This is a genomic window from Herbiconiux ginsengi, from assembly GCF_900107435.1.
GTDB lineage: Bacteria > Actinomycetota > Actinomycetes > Actinomycetales > Microbacteriaceae > Herbiconiux > Herbiconiux ginsengi.
Genome location: NZ_FNPZ01000001.1, coordinates 1,126,191 through 1,142,297 on the forward strand (window position 1 = coordinate 1,126,191; position 16,107 = coordinate 1,142,297).

Sequence of the window (16,107 nt, forward strand, 5' to 3'; positions counted from 1 at the left end):
CTATCCGGCGGAATATGGGGCCGGACGGGGCAAGAAATCCACGGACCTGCTCAGAGCGTGAGCACGTCTCCTGGGGTGGCCGCGACGGTCTCGCCGGAGAAGTGGGCGGAGGCGCGGGCCACGGCATCGGCGGGGGTGACCGTACCGGCGATGTGCGTGAGCACGAGGCGCGGCACCCCGGCCGCGGTCGCGGTGCGCCCGGCGTCCTCGGGAGTGTGGTGCGCCGGAGCGTCGTCGTCGGCCGCCCGGCCCGCGTCGTAGCCCGCCTCGACCAGAAGAGTCCCAGCTCCTTCGGCCAGCTCTTCGAGCGAGACGCACGGCGCGGAGTCGCCGGAATAGGCGAAGCGCGTCGAGCCGTCGCCGACCGCGAGCCCGAATGCGGGCACGCCGTGCTGCACCGGTCCCCATTCCAGCTGCAGCGACCCGATCGCGCGCTCGCCCCATCCGCTCATCTCCTGCATCTCGAACACGCGGGGCAGCTCGTCGACGGAACTCGGCCCGAGGAAGGCCGACATCCGCTCGAGCAGCCCCTCGGGCCCGATCAGCGGAATCGGATGCTCGGGGCTCCGTTCCGCGAACCGCAACGCGTAGTAGGCCACGAGCAGGTCGGCGGTGTGATCGGCGTGACGGTGCGAGATCCAGATGGCGTCGAGGTCGGCCGGATGGATGTGCCGCTGCAGCTCGGCGAGGGTGCCCGTGCCGGCGTCGATCCACACGCTGGTGGGGTGCGCACCCGGCTCACGGTCGGATTGCAGCAGATACCCCGAGCACGCATTGCCGGGGCGCGGATACGGCGTGGACGTTCCGAGCACGGTGAGACGCATCCTCCCATTGTCCGGCTCAGCTCACCCCGGCTCGACCACCCGCACCGCCTCGGGCTCATCCGTCGCCGCATACTGCCGGAGCAGCTCGTGCTCCCGCTCGCGCCGCGGATAGAACACCAGAGCCACGATCGCTCCCACGATCATGAACGCCATACCGCTCGCATACGCCCAGTCGGCGCCGTGCAGGAAGGAGTCGCGTGCGGCTTTCACGATGCCGTCGGCGTACTCCGGATATTGCTTCGCAATCGAGATCGCGCCGTCGAACGACTTCTGCAGTTGCGCCTGAATGCTGGTCGTGACCTCGCTCTGCACGCTGGCCGGCGCCGAGGCCACCGACTTGGCGATGGCCGAGGCATACCCCGCGGTGAGGATCGCGCCGAGCAGCGACTGCATGACCGACCCGCCGAGATCGCGCTGCAGGTCGGAGGTGCCGGAGGCCATTCCGGCACGGCGGACGGGCACGGAGTCGGTGAGCGAACGCGACGCCGGAGGGCCGGCGAGCCCGACCCCGAGCCCGATCAGCGCGTACCCGACCCCCACCGGCAGATAGCTCGCCCCCACATCCCAGAAGAGGTACATGGTGAGGAAGGCCAGCAGGCAGCTCGAGAACCCGAGCAGGAACACCGGGCGTGCCCCGAACCGGATGACGAGCCGACTCGACAGGGGCGCAGATGCGGTCATGAGAACGGCGGCGGGCAGGATCGATGCCCCGGCCTCGAGCGCCGTGTAGCCGAGCACGTTCTGCAGGAAGAGCTGGCCGACGTACATCGCGCCCATGAGAGACCCGAACACCACGGTTCCGGCCACGGCCGCCACCCAGAAGGTGCGCCGGCCCGCGACATGCAGATCGTAGAGCGGATTCCTCGCCCGCCTCTGGCGGAACACGAATCCCACTCCGGCCAGCACCGCGACGCCGCCCAGCACGGCCGAGAAGAGCTGCGCTCCCGGCACGGCGGCGAAGTTGATGCCGAGCACCAGCGAGACCACGAGAACGATCGAGAGCACACCACCGAGGTTGTCGACCGGCTCCGTGCCTTCGTTGACCTTCGCCGGCACCACCAGGATCACCAGCACCAGCGTGATCGCCGCCAGCGGAGGTGTCATGAGGAACACCGAACCCCAGTCGGCGATGCTCAGCAAGAAGCCCGACGCGAGCGGCCCGAGCGCCGCGATGGCTCCGCCGAGCCCCGACCACAGCGCGATGGCCGCGACCCGCTTCGGGCCGGTCCAGAGCGCCGCGATCAGGGCGAGCGTGGTCGGGTAGGCCATGCCGGCGGCGACACCTCCCACCACCCGGGCGAGGAAGAGCAGTTCGACCGACGGGGCGAAGGCCGCCATCAGAGCGGCGGGGATGCTCAGCGAGAGACCGATGACGAGCATCAGCTTGCGGCCGTATCGGTCGCCGATGGCACCGAGGTAGAGCACGGAGCCCGCGAGACCCAAGGAGAATCCCACCGCCACGAGATTCAGCGCCGTCTGGGAGGCGTCGAAGGCCTCACCGATGGAGGGAAGCGCGACGTTGGCGATCGAGAGGTTCAGATTCGCGACGCCCGACGCCAGGATCAGGGCGATCAGCACGATTCCGCCGCGCGCCGGCCCGGTGCCCTGGTTGCGGGTCGTGGCCTGCGCCGCTCCGGTCTTCTCGCTCATACCTCGTCCCCCGATCTGACGCCTCGCCCGAGCGCCTGAGCACGACAGTAGTGCACCGGATGCGCGCACCCCTGTCGCCGCCGAAGACGTGGAGAACCGCGGCCCGGGGTCAGGATGTGATGGAGAAGTCCCGGTCGTCAGGAGGCGGCACGGGCCCGGTCGTGTCGCCGACGTGGAATTCGCATTCGAAACGCACGGAGGCGACCTCGGCCCCGGCCAGCAACTCCGTCACGGCGACGCCCGCGGCACGGCCCTTCTCGGCCGCCGGCTGCACCATGGTGGTGAGATCGTGCGAGGTGAGTCCCTCGATCCGCACCCCGTCGAATCCGGTGACGCTCAGTTCCTCCGGCACGGCCAACCCGAGTTCGTCCGCTGCCTGCAGGGCGCCGACCGCGAGCAGGTCGCTCTGGGCCATGATGGCGGTGGGTCGCGCATCCGGTGCCACCTCCAGCAGCGCACGGGCCGCTCGCGCACCGTCTTCGACCAGGTTGTAGCCCGCCGAGTACGCCCGCAAAGAAGGGAAGACACGGCGGCTTCCGGCCAGTCGGTCTCGTGTGACGGCGGTGGTGATCGCCGCCTCGCGCTCGGACGTGATCGGTGCCGTCTCGCGCGCGACGTCGGTGGCGAGCGTGATCGCGCCCACCCTCCGGTGCCCGAGGTCGTGCAGATGCCGGGCGATCCGTTCGGCCGAGTCGACGTTGTCGAGCGCCACGTCGACCACACCGTCGAGCGCTCCTCCCTCGATCGAGACCAGCGGCACGCCGCGTTGCCGCAGCGACAGCGCGACCCGGTCGAGAACGGGGCTGCAGCCCATGAGTACCGCCGCGTCGATCGCGGCCGATTGGATGCCGGGGCCCACCGCCCCCGTCTCCGTGAGGAGGAGGAGGCCGGTGCTGTCGACGCCGAGTCCCGTGGCGATGCCGTCGAGCGTGGCGATGTTGACGGGGTCGCGGAAGGCGAACAGCAAACGCTCGTCGAAGACGATGCCCACCACGCCGGATCGGCCCTGCCGCAGCGAACGCGCCCGTGGATCGGGGCCGGAATAGCCGAGGTCGAGCGCCGCCGCCATGACTTTCTCGCGGGTGGCCGCCGAAACCGGACCGGCTCCACTGAACGCGAGCGACGCCGTGGACGCCGAGACGCCCGCACGACGGGCGACGTCGGCCAGCGTCGAACGCTGCTGCTCGGAGGCGGACACGCTGGTCAGTGTACTCGAATCGATTCGATCGAATCGATTCGATAGGCTTGTCGAGCACCCTCACCGCACCCCGCCACCGAATCACCACCGCCGACCGCGAACGGACGCGAACCACCCCATGACCGACATCCTCACCCGCCGGCAGCTGCACGCATGGCGCAATGCGATCTTCGTCGTGTTCGCCTTGAGCGGCATCTCGATCGCGAGTTGGGTCGCCCGCCTTCCTGCCGTGCGCGACCAGCTGAGCCTCGACACCGCCCAGATCGGCGTGCTCATCTTCGCCATGTCGGCCGGATCGGTGCTCGGTCTGATCGCCGCGCCACCCGTCATGCTACGGATCGGCGCCCGCGGGGGCATGGTGCTCTCGCTCTGCCTGGTCGCGACCGGAACCGTCGTGATCGGCCTCGGCACCTCCGTGCTCAGCTCGGCCGTCGTTGTGGGCGCCGGCCTCGCGGTCTTCGGTTTCGGCAACGGCTCGGTCGACGTGATGATGAACGTCGAGGGAGCGGCAGCCGAACGCGCCATCGGCAAGACGCTCATGCCGCTGATGCATGCCTTCTTCAGCTTCGGAACCGTCGCCGGCGCGGGTCTCGGCGCGCTCGCATCCGCTCTCTCGATCGACGTCGCCGTGCACCTCTCGGTGATCGCCGCGATCATCGTGGTGAGCGTTCTCGTGGCCATCCGATTCGTGCCCCGCGGTGTGGAGGCCGACGACCCCGAGCTCCTCGCACCACGGGTGCCGTTCAAGGAACGCCTGCTCGCGAGCCTCGCGGTCTGGAAAGATCTCCGCCTGCTCGCCATCGGCGTCATCATGCTCGGCATGGCCTTCGCGGAGGGGTCGGCCAACGACTGGCTCACCATCGCGGTCGCCGACGGCTACCAGCAGTCCAACACCACGGCTGCCGTCGTCTTCGGCGTCTTCACGGTCTCGATGACACTCGGCCGTGTCGCGGGCGGACCGGTGCTCGACCGCTTCGGCCGGGTTCCCGTGCTCCGCGTGAGCGCCCTGCTCGGCGTGCTGGGCATCCTGATCTTCATCTTCGGGGCGCCCATGCCGTGGCTGGCATATGTCGGTGCGGCCTTCTGGGCACTCGGCTGTTCGCTCGGTTTCCCCGTGGGCATGTCGGCAGCCGCCGACACCGACGACCCCAAGCAGTCGGCTGCCCGGGTGAGCGCCGTGGCGATCATCGGCTACGTCGCCTTCCTCGTCGGGCCTCCCGTCATCGGTCTGCTCGGCCACCAGTTCGGCATCCTGCCCGCCCTGCTGCTCGTGCTCGTGCTCGTCGCCCTGGCCGGCGTCTTCTCCCCCGCCGCCCGGGAGCGCGCCCGCGGTGGCGCCACGCCTTCTTCACTCCCTTCGCACTGACGAGGGGATAGCGGCCGACCGGAGCGGATACGCTCTACTGGTGCGTCTCGTCATTGCCACCTGTTCCGTCGACTACGCCGGCCGCCTCAGCGCTCATCTGCCCCTGGCGAAGCGCCTCTTGATGCTGAAGAGCGACGGCAGCATCCTGGTGCACTCCGACGGCGGTTCCTACAAACCGCTCAACTGGATGAGCCCGCCCTGCACCGTCACCGAACTCGAACCCGACGAGGCACAGGCGGATGCGGGCATCACCGCCGTCTGGAAAGTCACCCAGAAGAAGACCGACGACGTTCTCATCGTCTCGCTCTACGACATCGAGCACGACTCGGCGCACGAGTTGGGCATCGATCCCGGTCTCGTGAAAGACGGCGTCGAGGCCCACCTGCAGAAGCTGCTGGCCGAGCAGATCGACGTGCTGGGCGAGGGCCACACGCTCGTTCGCCGGGAGTACATGACGGCCATCGGACCGGTCGACATCCTCGCCCGCGACTCCGGCGGCGCGGCGGTTGCGGTGGAGATCAAGCGACGTGGCGACATCGACGGGGTCGAGCAGCTCACCCGTTACCTCGAGCTGATGAACCGCGATCCGCATCTCGCGCCAGTGCAGGGCGTGTTCGCAGCCCAGGAGATCAAGCCGCAGGCGCGCACCCTGGCCCAGGACCGCGGCATCCGCTGCGTCGTACTCGACTACGACGCGATGCGCGGACTCGACGACGCCGACTCCCGCCTCTTCTAGGCTGGTGGGGTGGCCCGCCGTGCACCCGCTTTCCCCAAGTCGTACTCGAACCGCCCTCTCCGCAAGGCGCTCGAGACCTTCGCGGCCCTCCCCAACCGCACCACACTCGACGCCCTCCTCGCCGCGATGCGCACCGGAGGCCTCGTGGTCGACATCACCGGGTCGACGGATGCGACGGATCCGCAACTCCGCACCATCCTGTCCACCGCCGGCGAGCTGGTGCTCCCGCTGTTCACCTCGGTGTCCGAGCTGCGGCTCGCGGTTCCGGTCGAGCTGCGCCCGACCGCGCAGGCGATGATCCTCCCGGCGAAGGAGGCGTTGGCGCTCGTCTCCACGGCCGACTTCGTCGCGGTGCAATTCGACGTCGCGAGCCTCGCGCAGGTGGTGAAGCGGGAGTACGTGCTCGGCTGACCTCTGCTGCCGTCGCTCGGATCAGCCGACCAGCGCCAGGGCCAGCGTCGCGGCCGGCACGATGATCAGCACCGCGACGAGCCCCAGCCCCATGAACCGGGGCCACGAGATGGTGACCCCGAGCGTCGTCAGCCGCTGGTGCCAGAGCAGGGTGGCGAGTGAGGCCCACGGCGTGACCAGGGGGCCGAGATTCACGCCGATCAGCAGCGCGACCAGCCGCAACGGGTCGCCCGCCAGGGGTTCGAGCACCAGGTACGCCGGGAGGTTGTTGATGGCATTGGCCCCGAGTGCTCCGACGGCGGCCAGGTGCAGGAGACTGAGCGGGTCGTCGCCCGATCCGGAGACCGCGGCCAGCAGCGACTCCAGACCGTGCGCGTGCGCCGTCTCGACCAGCACGAACAGCCCCACCGCGATGCCCAGCGCTTGCCACGGGATGAGGGACGGGCGGATTGCGCTCCGGTCGCGCACGAGGAAGGCGCCGAGCAATAGCACGGCGGCCGCCCCGGCGACGATCGCGACCGGAAGCCCGGAGACCAGCATCGGGAGCAGGGCCACGACCACGATCGCGCAGTAGACGAGGAGTGGACGATCGGAGATCTCTGTGCGCTCGGGAGCGACGAAGCGACCCCGCAGTGATCTCCGGAACACCAGCGAGAGGATGCCGGCGCTCAGCACGACACCGACCACGGCCGGTGCCCACGCGGCGGCGATGAACCCGGCGGCGCTTCCGCCGAACGACTCGGCGGCCAGCAGGTTCGTGAGATTCGACACGGGGAGGAAGAGGGATGCGGTGTTGGCCAGCCAGACCGCGGCGAGCGCGAACGGGATCGGCGAGACCCCGATGTGCAGCGCCAGCACCACGACGACCGGGGTGACCAGCACGGCGGTGGTGTCGAGCGAGAGGAAGGCGGTGCAGACCACGGCGAGGGCGAGCACGAAGAGCCAGAGCAGCCAGATGCGCCCACGGCCCCAGCCGGCGAGCCGTTCCGCGAGCGCTGTGAACACACCGGCAGCGCTGGCCAGTTCGGCGACGACCGTGATCCCCACCACGAACGCGAGCACGGGAACGACCCGTTCGACGAGCGCTTCGAAGTCGGGCCAGGGCAGCGCGCCGCTGACCACGGCGACCGCGGCCGCGATGAGGAGGAGGGCGGTGAGGATCGGGCCGATCCGATTCGCGGCGGTCTGCTGCACGTCGGCCGAGTATATGCCCGGTTGTGGGCCGCGAGCGCGCCGACAATAGGATGACTCGGGTGATCCGCAAAAACCCCTCCAAGCCGTGGTCGTGCATTCTCTTCGATCTCGACGGAACCATCACGGACTCCGCACCCGGGATCATCGGGCGCCTGTCGCGGACACTGCAGGCGATGGGGCGGCCGGTGCCTCTGCCGGCCGAGCTCGTGGCGTTCGTCGGTCCGCCGATCCTCGATGGTTTCCGCGACGTCGCGTCGATGAACGAGGACGAAGCCAAAGAAGCGCTCGTGGTCTATCGCGGGCTCGCCGCCAGCGAAGGACCGCAAGACGACGCGGCGGTCTACCCCGGCATGCTCGGTCTGGTGCGTACGCTGCACGCCGCCGGCATCCCGCTCGCTCTCGCGACCTCGAAATCAGAGGTGCAGGCGAACCGCATCCTCGACCACCTCGACATCGCCGACTGCTTCGCGGTGATCTGCGGCTCCTCCGAAGACGAGACACGCAGCGCGAAAGCGGATGTCGTGGAGGAGGCCCTGCGTCGCCTGCGCGATCAGGGGATCGACCTGTCGAACATCGTGCTCGTCGGCGACCGCGAACACGACATCATCGGCGCCGCCGAGCACGGGGTCCCCGCCATCATGGTGGAGTGGGGCTACGGCTCCCCGGCCGAGGCACTGGGCGCGATCGCGGTCGTCCATTCCGTCGACCAGCTCCGCGACCTCCTCCTCTGATCGCCCCGGCGGCCTCAGCCGCGCGAGCGGGTGAACCGGCGGACGAAGAGCATCGCGATCCCGCAACCGAACACCGCGAGCGCTCCCAGACCGAGACCGGTCACCTGCTCGGCACCGGTGCTCGCCAGCGAGCCGGAGCGCCCTGCCGTGGCGCCCGATCCGGTCCCGGTGCCCGATGAGCCACCGGACGTTCCCGCAGTTCCACCACCGGAGCCACCGCCGGGCGTGGTCGTGGGCGTCGGCGTCGGCGTGGGCGTTGGCGTCGGCGTCGGCGTCGACGGCGTGACCGCGATCGCCCGAAGGTTCAGCGTGGCCACGAAGTCCTTGGCCTCGGGATCGCCGCTCATCTCCTTGCCCGTGACGGTCAGCGTGCCCGTCTCCGTGCCCGCGGTCGTCGGCGTGAAACTCAGCTCGAAGGTCGCCGTCTGGCCTGGGCGGTAGGTCGCCCCTGCGGTGCCGAAACTCGACTGCGAGATGGTGACTCCGGGGATCGGCATACCCGAGCCGTTCAGAACCGAGATCTGCCCCTCCGTGAACTTCATCGGATCGATACCGCGCACGACGATCTTCATGTTCACCTTCGCGGTCTCGCCGATCTTCACCGTTCCGAAATCCACGGTTCCCGCTCCGGCGGCGGTGGTCAGTTCGAAGTACGAGCGATCGGTGTCGAGCGACTCGCCCGTGAACGCGATGCCCACGGCAAGGTCTCCCGGGTTGTCGAAATCGACGGCCTTCAATCCGATCATCTGGTTCGACACCGTCCCCGCCGCCGGGGCCGTGTACGTGACGGTGATCGTGCGCACCTGCCCGGGTTGGACCTCCTGGCCCGCCATCAGCGTCGTCGACACCAGAGTGAACGGCGCCGCCAGGGCTGCGAGCGGCGCAGGGTCCATCGACCAACCGTCGAGCCCGTCGTTCAGCAGGGAGATCGTGTGGGTGATGCTGGTTCCCTGCTTCACATATCCGAAGTCGGGCGTTCCTCCCGTGATCGCCACCGACACGAAATCGGCAGGGCCACGCAGGGCTCCGGCCGGCGCGGCGGTCGCCGGCGCCAGGCCCGAGGCCGACACGAGGATCCCCCCGATCATGGCCACGGCCGCCAGGGCGGCGCGACGAGCAAGTCGGGCAGCTCGAGAGCTTCGGACATCAGTGGACACATTCATGGCAACTCGCTTCGTCGATGCACAGGCAGAGCCATCACCATTCCAGCCGCCGGCCCGACTCCGTTATGAGCAATTCCTACTCAGTCAATGGCCCCGACTCTCACATCCGCGTTCCCTACTATTTCCCCATGGGCGATTTCTCCCTCATTCCGAGCCTCATCGTCTTCGCGGTGGTCGTGGTCGCGCTCATCGTCGGCCTGTCGCTCTTGCGCCGCCGCGCTCGCCGCCGCATCGCTCCCGAGATCGGGCGGGCGCCGGCTCGTGTCGAGGTCTCCGACCTCATCCGCTCCGCCAACATCCAGCTCGTGCAGATGGACGACGCCATCCGCGACGCCGACGAAGAGCTGCAATTCGCGATCGCCGAGTTCGGCCCCGAAGCCACGCACGAGTTCGCCGACGCCATCGCCACCGCCAAGACCCGAGCCTCCGAAGCCTTCGCCCTCAAGCAGCGTCTCGACGACTCGGTGCCCGACAGCGAGCAGCGGCAGCGCGACTGGAGCAAGCGCATCCTCACGCTCAGCGATTCGGCCCACGCCCTGGTCACCGCCCAATCCCGGGCCTTCGAGCGTCGCCGGCGTCAGGAGACGACCGCTCCCGATTCCCTCCAGCGCGTGCGAGACGACATCGCGACCGGACGCGACCGGCTGCCTGCCGCGAGTTCCCTGCTCGAGACCCTCGGGGCCGAGTACGCCCCCGAAGCCGTCGCTCCGATGGCGGGCAGAACAGAGGCCGCCGAGCACGCATTCGACGAAGCCGAGCGACTCGTCGGAGCCGCCGACTCCGGCCTCGCCGCCGCGCCGCTGACGCCCGTCGCCGGCCAGGTGCAGGCCGCAGAAGCCGCGGTCCGACGCGGAGCGACCCTCCTCGATTCGATCGAGCGGATGCGCGACTCGCTGCGTGAGGCCGCCGGCTCCCGGGACGAAGCCGTCACCGCCGCCCGCGCCCTGGTCGCCGAGGCAGCACGCCTGCGCGACACGATCGAGGACGCCGACGCGGTGGCCCGGATCGTCGCCGCTTCGGCCGCCGTGGACGAGGTCGCGCACACTGCCGCCACACGCACGCCCCCGCATCCTGCCGCCGACCTCGACGCCCTCGCCGCCGCGACCGCGCGGCTCGACGAGACCCTGGCGGTGGCCCGCACCGCTCAGCAGCGGCTCGACTCCGCGCGTTCCGCCTTGGTCGGCGCCGTGCACATCGCGGAGAGCCACATCCGCACCGCGAGCGACTTCATCGCCGCACGCCGCGGGTCGGTCGGCACGGATGCCCGCACCCGGCTGGCCGGGGCCGAGCGTGAGCTGGGTCTCGCCCGGCTCGAAGCCGACCCGGTCGCCGCCCTCGACGGTGCTCGGCGGGCCGCGACCCTGGCGACGGACGCCGATGCCCTCGCCCGCTATGACGCCGGAGGCTCTTTCCACAGCTGAGCCGTCGTGGAGATCTCTCCACAGATTCGGGCGCGATCCGCATGGAGGGTCGGTGTACGCCAGGCTAGAGCCGCAGTGTCGTTATCGGCTCGAGCGGTGTGCGACCTACACCCACGAAATCGTGACGCCCATAGAATTTTCGAACAGGTCCAAGAGCTAACGCGAGGAGCGCCAGTGAGCACGAAATCCGTCCGAATCCACTACACGAATTATCGAGGGGTCACGGACTGGCGCGTCATCGAACCCGAGGCCATCTGGTTTGGGTCGACGGAGTGGCATCCCGAGCCGCAGTGGCTTCTGGATGCCGTCGACGTAGAGCGGGGCGAGAAGCGAACCTTCGCTCTCGTCGACCTTCACGAATGGCGAGAGAACACGGATACACCCTGATGTATCTCTCGGATCGCGAGATCGTTCCCCGCCTGGGAGAGATCGGGTTCGAATGCGACATCGACGCGCACCCGTTCAGGCCTGTCGAGCAGGTGCAAGCGAGTTCTGTCGATTTGCGTCTCGGGACCCGGTTCTGGCGGCCGAAGAGATTTCGAAGCGGCCTGACTTGGCCGTTCAGACGACAGATCGTGGACCTTCGGCATCGGTCGCTTCACGAGTCCTATCCGCGGCACGACTGGGAGGCCTTCAACGCCGGACCAGACGAAGTTCTCACGCTACGCCCGGGCGAGATGCTGCTGGCGAGAACATACGAGGCCTTCAGTATGCCTCCCGATCTCGCTGGGAGGATGGCTGCGCGGAGTTCATACGCTCGGTTGGGCCTGGCGATTCATTGCGGTGCGGACCATATCAATCCCGGTTGGAAGGGCCGCATGCCGCTTCAGCTCGTGAACCTCTCCAAGCGCACGATTCGTTTCACCCCACTGACACCGATCGCTCAAGTCATCTTCATTCAGCTCACGTCCAAGGCTGAACATCCCTACGGCGCACAGAACAAATATCGAGACGACGACGGTGGGCCGTCCTACTGGTGGCGCGACAAGATGGTCGAAGACCTTGCCTCCACTCATGGGGAGATCTCGCTCCCCCCGGCGATTCAGAAGAAGCTCCAAGCGCTCTTCGCGACGTCGTCGCTCACTCCCGATCAACTCGTGCGGATGTACCGATTCTTCAACTCCCGCAAGTCGAACGACCTTGCGAACTGGAACGACTCGATCGATGACTTCGCTCGAGTCGAGGGGCGAAGGTCCATGCTCTCCACCATCTTCAGAAGGGGAGTTCCCACTGCCGCGGCTCTCGCGATCGGAGCGCTCTTGAGCTTTCTCGTAATTCCGTGGTCTGGCTGGCACGCCGCAGCGGCTGTGGCGAGCGTGATCCTTATCTCACTTACCGTTCTGATCGTCACGTCGCGAAAGCCGGAATTCCTGGACTCCAACGAACTCCTGCGTCTACGACGCCAATATCCCGGCGATTTCTAACATGGGCGTGCGTCAGGCATCGACAGGGCGAAAGCGAGGTACGCGTGACCCGTTCAGCACAACGGTCTCGAGGAACATCCCAACGGGGCGGGCCCACATCGCCGTTTCACCGGATCGCCGATAGATCACTAACATCGCGGATGTCTCCGAGTCTTCGGCAGTGCCGAGAACATCGTAATAGCCGCCTTTGAAGTGCCGGTATCGTCCTGGGACCACCGCCAGAGTCTCCGTGTCGGTCTGATCAACCGCCAAAACCGTTCCCGGCATCTCGACTCCTCAACTCGTGTTCGAAGAATGGCACGTTACGCGCAGGGCCACGAACACGTCAATTTTAACATAAAACAATGGCTAACTTAGTAATTGATTCATAGGGTTAAGCCATGATCTCCTCGCAGGATGCCACCGCCGCGCTCGAGACCGCGGCTGTTCTCGCCTGCTCTGGAGTGCCCGCTTCGACATTGAACTACTGGGTGAGTAAGGGCCTCTGCGAGCCGAGCGTGATGCCCGGCCGAGGTCAGCGGTCTCCTCGATATTGGAGCGCCCGAGACCTCGTGACCGTTCGCGCCATCAAGGCTCTGAGAGAGGCCGGCTGCCCGCTTCAGATCGTGTCCCGGGTCAAGGCGCTGCTTCTGACCGAGTGGGACACGGAGATCGCTTCGAGTGTCTTGTTCTACGACGGAAACGACGTGGTGCTGATCGACTTCGACAGACAGGCCGTACTAAGCGTCGTGAGAGAGACTGGGCAGGGCATCTTCGTGGAAGCGATGCAGATGATGACGTTCCCCATTCGCCGGTGGCTCGATGAAGCAGATGCACTGCTCAAGCCGATCGACCTGGACGATGTCAGATCGCGCGAGAGAGCCAGTCGCGGTCGCACCGCCACCCGCTCGCTTGTCCCCGCACGACGGACGACTAGAACTGCCTGAGACCGAGCGCCATACTCCCTTCTATGGGATCAGAGGCAATCGGATCGGTCACGATCAGAGACGAAAGCGGCGCGACGCTCGCGCACGCTCACGACGTGAAGGCACTGCTGGAGAGTCGTGAGTTCATCCTGCGCGGCCCGCTCCGGCGGGTTCTTCGGGTCGACCAGCTCCGCGACGTGGCTGCCGAGGGCGACCGCCTCCGATTCGGGCACGGGAACGAGCGGTACGAGCTGATCCTGGGCCCGTCGGTCGCAGCTCGCTGGGCCAAGAAGATCCTCACCCCGCCGCCCACGCTCGCGGCCAAACTCGGCATCGCCCCCGAGCGGCCCGCCGTCGTCATCGGCCGTGTGACGGATGCTCGACTCGTCGAGGCCCTGCTCGGCGCGACGACCGGTGGCGAGCCCGGAACACCGCCGGATCTCGCGATCGCGGAGATCGACGACGCCGAAGGGCTTGAGAACGCGGTGGCAGAGCTGCCGACGGGTCTGCCGATCTGGCTCGTGCACCGCAAGGGCCCGGGCACCGATTTCGGCGACACCGCGATCCGTCAGCGGATGCGTTCGCTCGGGTTCATCGACACCAAAGTGGCGGCGGTGTCGGATGCGCGCACGGCGACGCGGTACTCGCCGCGCCCGACGAAGACCGAAGCACCCGCAGGGGAGTCGCCTATGAGGTGACTCCGCCGCCTCCGCTCGCGTTCGATCCCGAGAAGGTGAAGATCATGACTCCATCGACGAGGGTGAGATACCCGCCGTAGGTGTAGTTGGAGAGGGTGTAGCGCACCGTGCCGAACTCGCCCGAGGGGAGGGAGTAGTCGCCATTGCCGATGATCGTGCCGGGTGCATCGGGCAGCACTTCCCAGCCGTTCGGCGTCCAGGCGCCGATCGTGAACGTCGGCCGCGGATCGACCGACCAGACGAGGTTGGTCACGACTTCACCGTCGCCTGTCTCGGCGTAGAAGTCGCAGCCTTCGGGCGCCAGCACGGGCTGAGCGATACAGGCGTCGAGATAGCCCGCGGCTGCGGCCTGCCCGGCTGCTTCGCCCTCCGGAGTGAGTGAAGCCGTCAGGGTCGCGTCGACGCCATCGACATCCGCCGTGAAGGAGTCGACGGTGACGGTGTCGTCCTCGATCTGCACCTTGCCGTCGGCCGACGGAGCGCCGACGACATAGCTGCCGGGCAGAGCCGCGAGCGGGCGCGCGATGATGGACTCGACGGGCTCATCGATCGCGATGCCGTTGACGGTCACCCCGGATCCCGTCGGGCCGTCGAACGTGACCCGGATGGAGTTGTAGTCGATCGGATCGAGGGCCCAGGTGTCGACGAAGATCGCTTCCCGGCCGGTGCGTGTGAGCCGGAACGACTGGCTGAACTCGTCGGCGCCCTGCTGGATGCTGGCGACGACCGTGGCTCCGCTGCTGTCGATGCCCGTGGAGTCGATCGTGTATCCGGTGACATGTGCGCCGGCGGCCGCGTAGGCCGCGTCGGTGAGCAGATCCGGGAGCATGTTGTCGGGCACGCCGCCGCCCAACGCCACGGCGTCTTCGATCCGGCCGTCCACGACCGCGGCGAGGTACGCGTCGACGATCTTCTCCGGAGCGTTCCGAGCGGCTGCAGTGGAGACGGCGATCCAGGTCAGGCCACCCGCCACGAGCGCGAGGAGGACGACGAGACCCACGCCGATCCACACGAAGAGGAGCGGTCTGCCGCGCCGAGGCGGGGGAGGAGATGCGGGCTGCGACTGCGAGGGCAGCGGCGGAACGCACGGCTGCTGCACGCTGGGAGGCTGCACGGATGCAGCCTGCGGGAACGAGCCTTCAACCGGTGGAACCGGAGGAACAGGTGGATCGACCGACACGAAAGACCCCCCGATCACTCGCCACCCGGAGATGTCCTCCACGGGTGACCCTCGATCGGATCGGTCACGGATCCGATCCGGTCGTTCGTGCGCGAGGGGGGACTTGAACCCCCACGCCCTTGCGGGCACTGGCACCTGAAGCCAGCGCGTCTGCCAATTCCGCCACTCGCGCGAACTAGGAGAGATTAGCACGAGCGAGGGCCGCTCGCGAACCACGGGGGCCGAGCCGCCTGAGAGTGCATTAACACCCAAGACAAGTAACATCGACGTAGCATTCACGCCTTTATCAGCACGCGCCGCCTGCGCGAAGCGACAATCGACACCACGGAACCGGAGACGACGACAGAGCACGGCGCCCCACGAGGGAACCGCGCACAGGCGGGTTCGAGCAAGGAGATCGGGAGAGACGTGGGAATACTGGACAACTTCGAGAAGGGTCTCGAACGCGCCGTCAACGGCGCGTTCGCGAAGACCTTCCGCTCGGGGCTCCAGCCGGTCGAGATCTCTTCGGCGCTGAAGCGCGAGCTCGACACGAAGGCGGCGGTCGTGTCGCGCGATCGCATCCTCGTTCCGAACAGCTTCCGCGTGCTGCTCGCTCCCGGCGACTACCAGCGCATGACGGGCATCGGCCCGACACTCGTCGACGACCTGAACCAGATCGTGCAGCAGCACGCCGCGCAACAGGGCTTCCAGTTCGCCGGCGGTGTCACCATCGATCTCGTGAACGACCCGAAGCTGACCACCGGCGTCATCCAGATCGATTCGGCCAATGTTCAGGGGAACGTCACCTGGACGCCCGTGCTCGACATCGCGGGCCGACGGCATCCGATCACGAAATCGCGCACCATCATCGGCCGGGGCAGCGACGCCGACATCACGGTCGACGACACCGGAACCTCGCGTAAGCACGTGGAGATCCTGTGGGACGGCACGCACGCACAGGCCCGCGACCTCGGTTCCACCAACGGATCCCAGCTGAACGGCCAGGCCTTCCAGCGCGCCAATCTCGAGCCCGACTCGGTCATCCAGATCGGCCGCACGAACATCGTCTTCCGCATCGTCCCCCAGTCGTCGAGCGGGTCACGCAACGCAGCCCCCGCTGCGACCGCGAGCGCCGCGCGGCCACAGAACGCGGCCCACAACCAACATCCGGCACACGACCCCAACCGCCCGCCCCTCGATCCCGGCGGATTCTGGCGGTAGGGC

16 protein-coding genes and 1 tRNA gene are annotated in these 16,107 nt (G+C 67.9%); 9 read left to right on the forward strand and 8 right to left on the reverse strand.

The genetic code is table 11. From position 1 onward, the window contains the following. Nucleotides 1-50: 50 nt before the first annotated feature. The 3 genes from BLW00_RS05410 to BLW00_RS05420 all read right to left on the reverse strand — a co-directional run bounded on the left by BLW00_RS05410 (nucleotide 51) and on the right by BLW00_RS05420 (nucleotide 3,672). Nucleotides 51-824 (reverse strand): MBL fold metallo-hydrolase, encoded by a 774-nt coding sequence (locus BLW00_RS05410; RefSeq protein ID WP_092550225.1) that lies wholly within the window; start codon nucleotides 822-824, stop codon nucleotides 51-53. Between the two features lie 21 nt (nucleotides 825-845). Next, nucleotides 846-2,474 carry an MFS transporter gene (locus BLW00_RS05415; RefSeq protein ID WP_092550228.1) on the reverse strand — a complete coding sequence of 543 codons (1,629 nt, stop codon included), beginning with the start codon at nucleotides 2,472-2,474 and terminating at the stop codon, nucleotides 846-848. A gap of 109 nt (nucleotides 2,475-2,583) precedes the next feature. Next, on the reverse strand, nucleotides 2,584-3,672 hold the full coding sequence (locus BLW00_RS05420) for a LacI family DNA-binding transcriptional regulator (RefSeq protein ID WP_092550231.1): 1,089 nt from the start codon (nucleotides 3,670-3,672) through the stop codon (nucleotides 2,584-2,586). Between BLW00_RS05420 and BLW00_RS05425 the strand changes: the two genes are divergently transcribed. From BLW00_RS05425 to BLW00_RS05435, 3 genes are read left to right on the forward strand one after another with little or no spacing between them, the layout of a single operon-like run. After that, nucleotides 3,602-5,038 carry an MFS transporter gene (locus BLW00_RS05425; protein ID WP_281242380.1) on the forward strand — a complete coding sequence of 479 codons (1,437 nt, stop codon included), beginning with the start codon at nucleotides 3,602-3,604 and terminating at the stop codon, nucleotides 5,036-5,038. The genes BLW00_RS05420 and BLW00_RS05425 overlap by 71 nt on opposite strands. Nucleotides 5,039-5,078: 40 nt before the next feature. Next, nucleotides 5,079-5,774: an endonuclease NucS gene (nucS, locus tag BLW00_RS05430; protein ID WP_092550237.1), complete on the forward strand. Its 696-nt coding sequence runs from the start codon at nucleotides 5,079-5,081 to the stop codon at nucleotides 5,772-5,774. Between the two features lie 9 nt (nucleotides 5,775-5,783). Next, nucleotides 5,784-6,185, forward strand: coding sequence for an SseB family protein (locus BLW00_RS05435; protein WP_092550240.1), 402 nt, complete (start codon nucleotides 5,784-5,786; stop codon nucleotides 6,183-6,185). Between the two features lie 21 nt (nucleotides 6,186-6,206). Here the strand turns inward: BLW00_RS05435 and BLW00_RS05440 are convergent, their stop codons facing one another. Next, nucleotides 6,207-7,379, reverse strand: coding sequence for an SLC13 family permease (locus BLW00_RS05440; protein WP_245741290.1), 1,173 nt, complete (start codon nucleotides 7,377-7,379; stop codon nucleotides 6,207-6,209). Nucleotides 7,380-7,438: 59 nt separating this feature from the next. Here BLW00_RS05440 and BLW00_RS05445 point away from each other — a divergent pair, with 59 nt between their 5' ends. Beyond that, nucleotides 7,439-8,110 carry an HAD hydrolase-like protein gene (locus BLW00_RS05445; RefSeq protein WP_245741291.1) on the forward strand — a complete coding sequence of 224 codons (672 nt, stop codon included), beginning with the start codon at nucleotides 7,439-7,441 and terminating at the stop codon, nucleotides 8,108-8,110. 14 nt (nucleotides 8,111-8,124) lie between these two features. Here the strand turns inward: BLW00_RS05445 and BLW00_RS05450 are convergent, their stop codons facing one another. Then, the gene (locus tag BLW00_RS05450) at nucleotides 8,125-9,198 is read right to left on the reverse strand and encodes a hypothetical protein (protein WP_092550245.1); all 1,074 of its coding nucleotides are present in this window, start codon (nucleotides 9,196-9,198) and stop codon (nucleotides 8,125-8,127) included. Between the two features lie 203 nt (nucleotides 9,199-9,401). Between BLW00_RS05450 and BLW00_RS05455 the strand changes: the two genes are divergently transcribed. Continuing rightward, entirely contained in the window at nucleotides 9,402-10,694 is a 1,293-nt protein-coding gene (locus BLW00_RS05455; RefSeq protein ID WP_092550248.1) for a hypothetical protein, read from the forward strand. A gap of 386 nt (nucleotides 10,695-11,080) precedes the next feature. Next, nucleotides 11,081-12,118 (forward strand): dCTP deaminase, encoded by a 1,038-nt coding sequence (gene dcd, locus BLW00_RS05465; RefSeq protein WP_175494148.1) that lies wholly within the window; start codon nucleotides 11,081-11,083, stop codon nucleotides 12,116-12,118. Nucleotides 12,119-12,130: 12 nt separating this feature from the next. On the opposite strand, the gene BLW00_RS24405 is transcribed toward dcd, so the two are convergent. Then, nucleotides 12,131-12,385, reverse strand: coding sequence for a DUF1653 domain-containing protein (locus BLW00_RS24405; RefSeq protein WP_092550257.1), 255 nt, complete (start codon nucleotides 12,383-12,385; stop codon nucleotides 12,131-12,133). A gap of 113 nt (nucleotides 12,386-12,498) precedes the next feature. Between BLW00_RS24405 and BLW00_RS05475 the strand changes: the two genes are divergently transcribed. Beyond that, a complete protein-coding gene (locus BLW00_RS05475) occupies nucleotides 12,499-13,044 on the forward strand; it encodes a MerR family transcriptional regulator (protein ID WP_092550262.1) in 546 nt (181 codons plus the stop codon). A gap of 23 nt (nucleotides 13,045-13,067) precedes the next feature. After that, nucleotides 13,068-13,721: a hypothetical protein gene (locus tag BLW00_RS05480; RefSeq protein WP_092550265.1), complete on the forward strand. Its 654-nt coding sequence runs from the start codon at nucleotides 13,068-13,070 to the stop codon at nucleotides 13,719-13,721. Here the strand turns inward: BLW00_RS05480 and BLW00_RS05485 are convergent. Together BLW00_RS05485 and BLW00_RS05490 are read right to left on the reverse strand one after the other, a co-directional pair. After that, nucleotides 13,711-14,835 (reverse strand): hypothetical protein, encoded by a 1,125-nt coding sequence (locus tag BLW00_RS05485; RefSeq protein ID WP_139256635.1) that lies wholly within the window; start codon nucleotides 14,833-14,835, stop codon nucleotides 13,711-13,713. The genes BLW00_RS05480 and BLW00_RS05485 overlap by 11 nt on opposite strands. A 154-nt stretch (nucleotides 14,836-14,989) precedes the next feature. Further along, a tRNA-Leu gene (locus tag BLW00_RS05490) sits at nucleotides 14,990-15,073 on the reverse strand. A gap of 236 nt (nucleotides 15,074-15,309) precedes the next feature. Here BLW00_RS05490 and BLW00_RS05495 point away from each other — a divergent pair. Further along, nucleotides 15,310-16,104, forward strand: a complete 795-nt coding sequence (locus tag BLW00_RS05495; RefSeq protein ID WP_092550271.1) for an FhaA domain-containing protein — start codon at nucleotides 15,310-15,312, stop codon at nucleotides 16,102-16,104. Nucleotides 16,105-16,107 lie beyond the last annotated feature (3 nt).

Excerpts from the sequence above, each read along its gene's own strand:
- BLW00_RS24405 (WP_092550257.1), bottom strand. The coding sequence starts at position 12,385 with ATGCCGGGAACGGTTTTGGCGGTTGATCAGACCGACACGGAGACTCTG.
- BLW00_RS05415 (WP_092550228.1), bottom strand. The coding sequence starts at position 2,474 with ATGAGCGAGAAGACCGGAGCGGCGCAGGCCACGACCCGCAACCAGGGC.
- BLW00_RS05450 (WP_092550245.1), bottom strand. The coding sequence starts at position 9,198 with ATGATCGGGGGGATCCTCGTGTCGGCCTCGGGCCTGGCGCCGGCGACC.
- BLW00_RS05455 (WP_092550248.1), top strand. The coding sequence starts at position 9,402 with ATGGGCGATTTCTCCCTCATTCCGAGCCTCATCGTCTTCGCGGTGGTC.
- dcd (WP_175494148.1), top strand. The coding sequence starts at position 11,081 with ATGTATCTCTCGGATCGCGAGATCGTTCCCCGCCTGGGAGAGATCGGG.
- BLW00_RS05480 (WP_092550265.1), top strand. The coding sequence starts at position 13,068 with ATGGGATCAGAGGCAATCGGATCGGTCACGATCAGAGACGAAAGCGGC.
- BLW00_RS05475 (WP_092550262.1), top strand. The coding sequence starts at position 12,499 with ATGATCTCCTCGCAGGATGCCACCGCCGCGCTCGAGACCGCGGCTGTT.
- BLW00_RS05410 (WP_092550225.1), bottom strand. The coding sequence starts at position 824 with ATGCGTCTCACCGTGCTCGGAACGTCCACGCCGTATCCGCGCCCCGGC.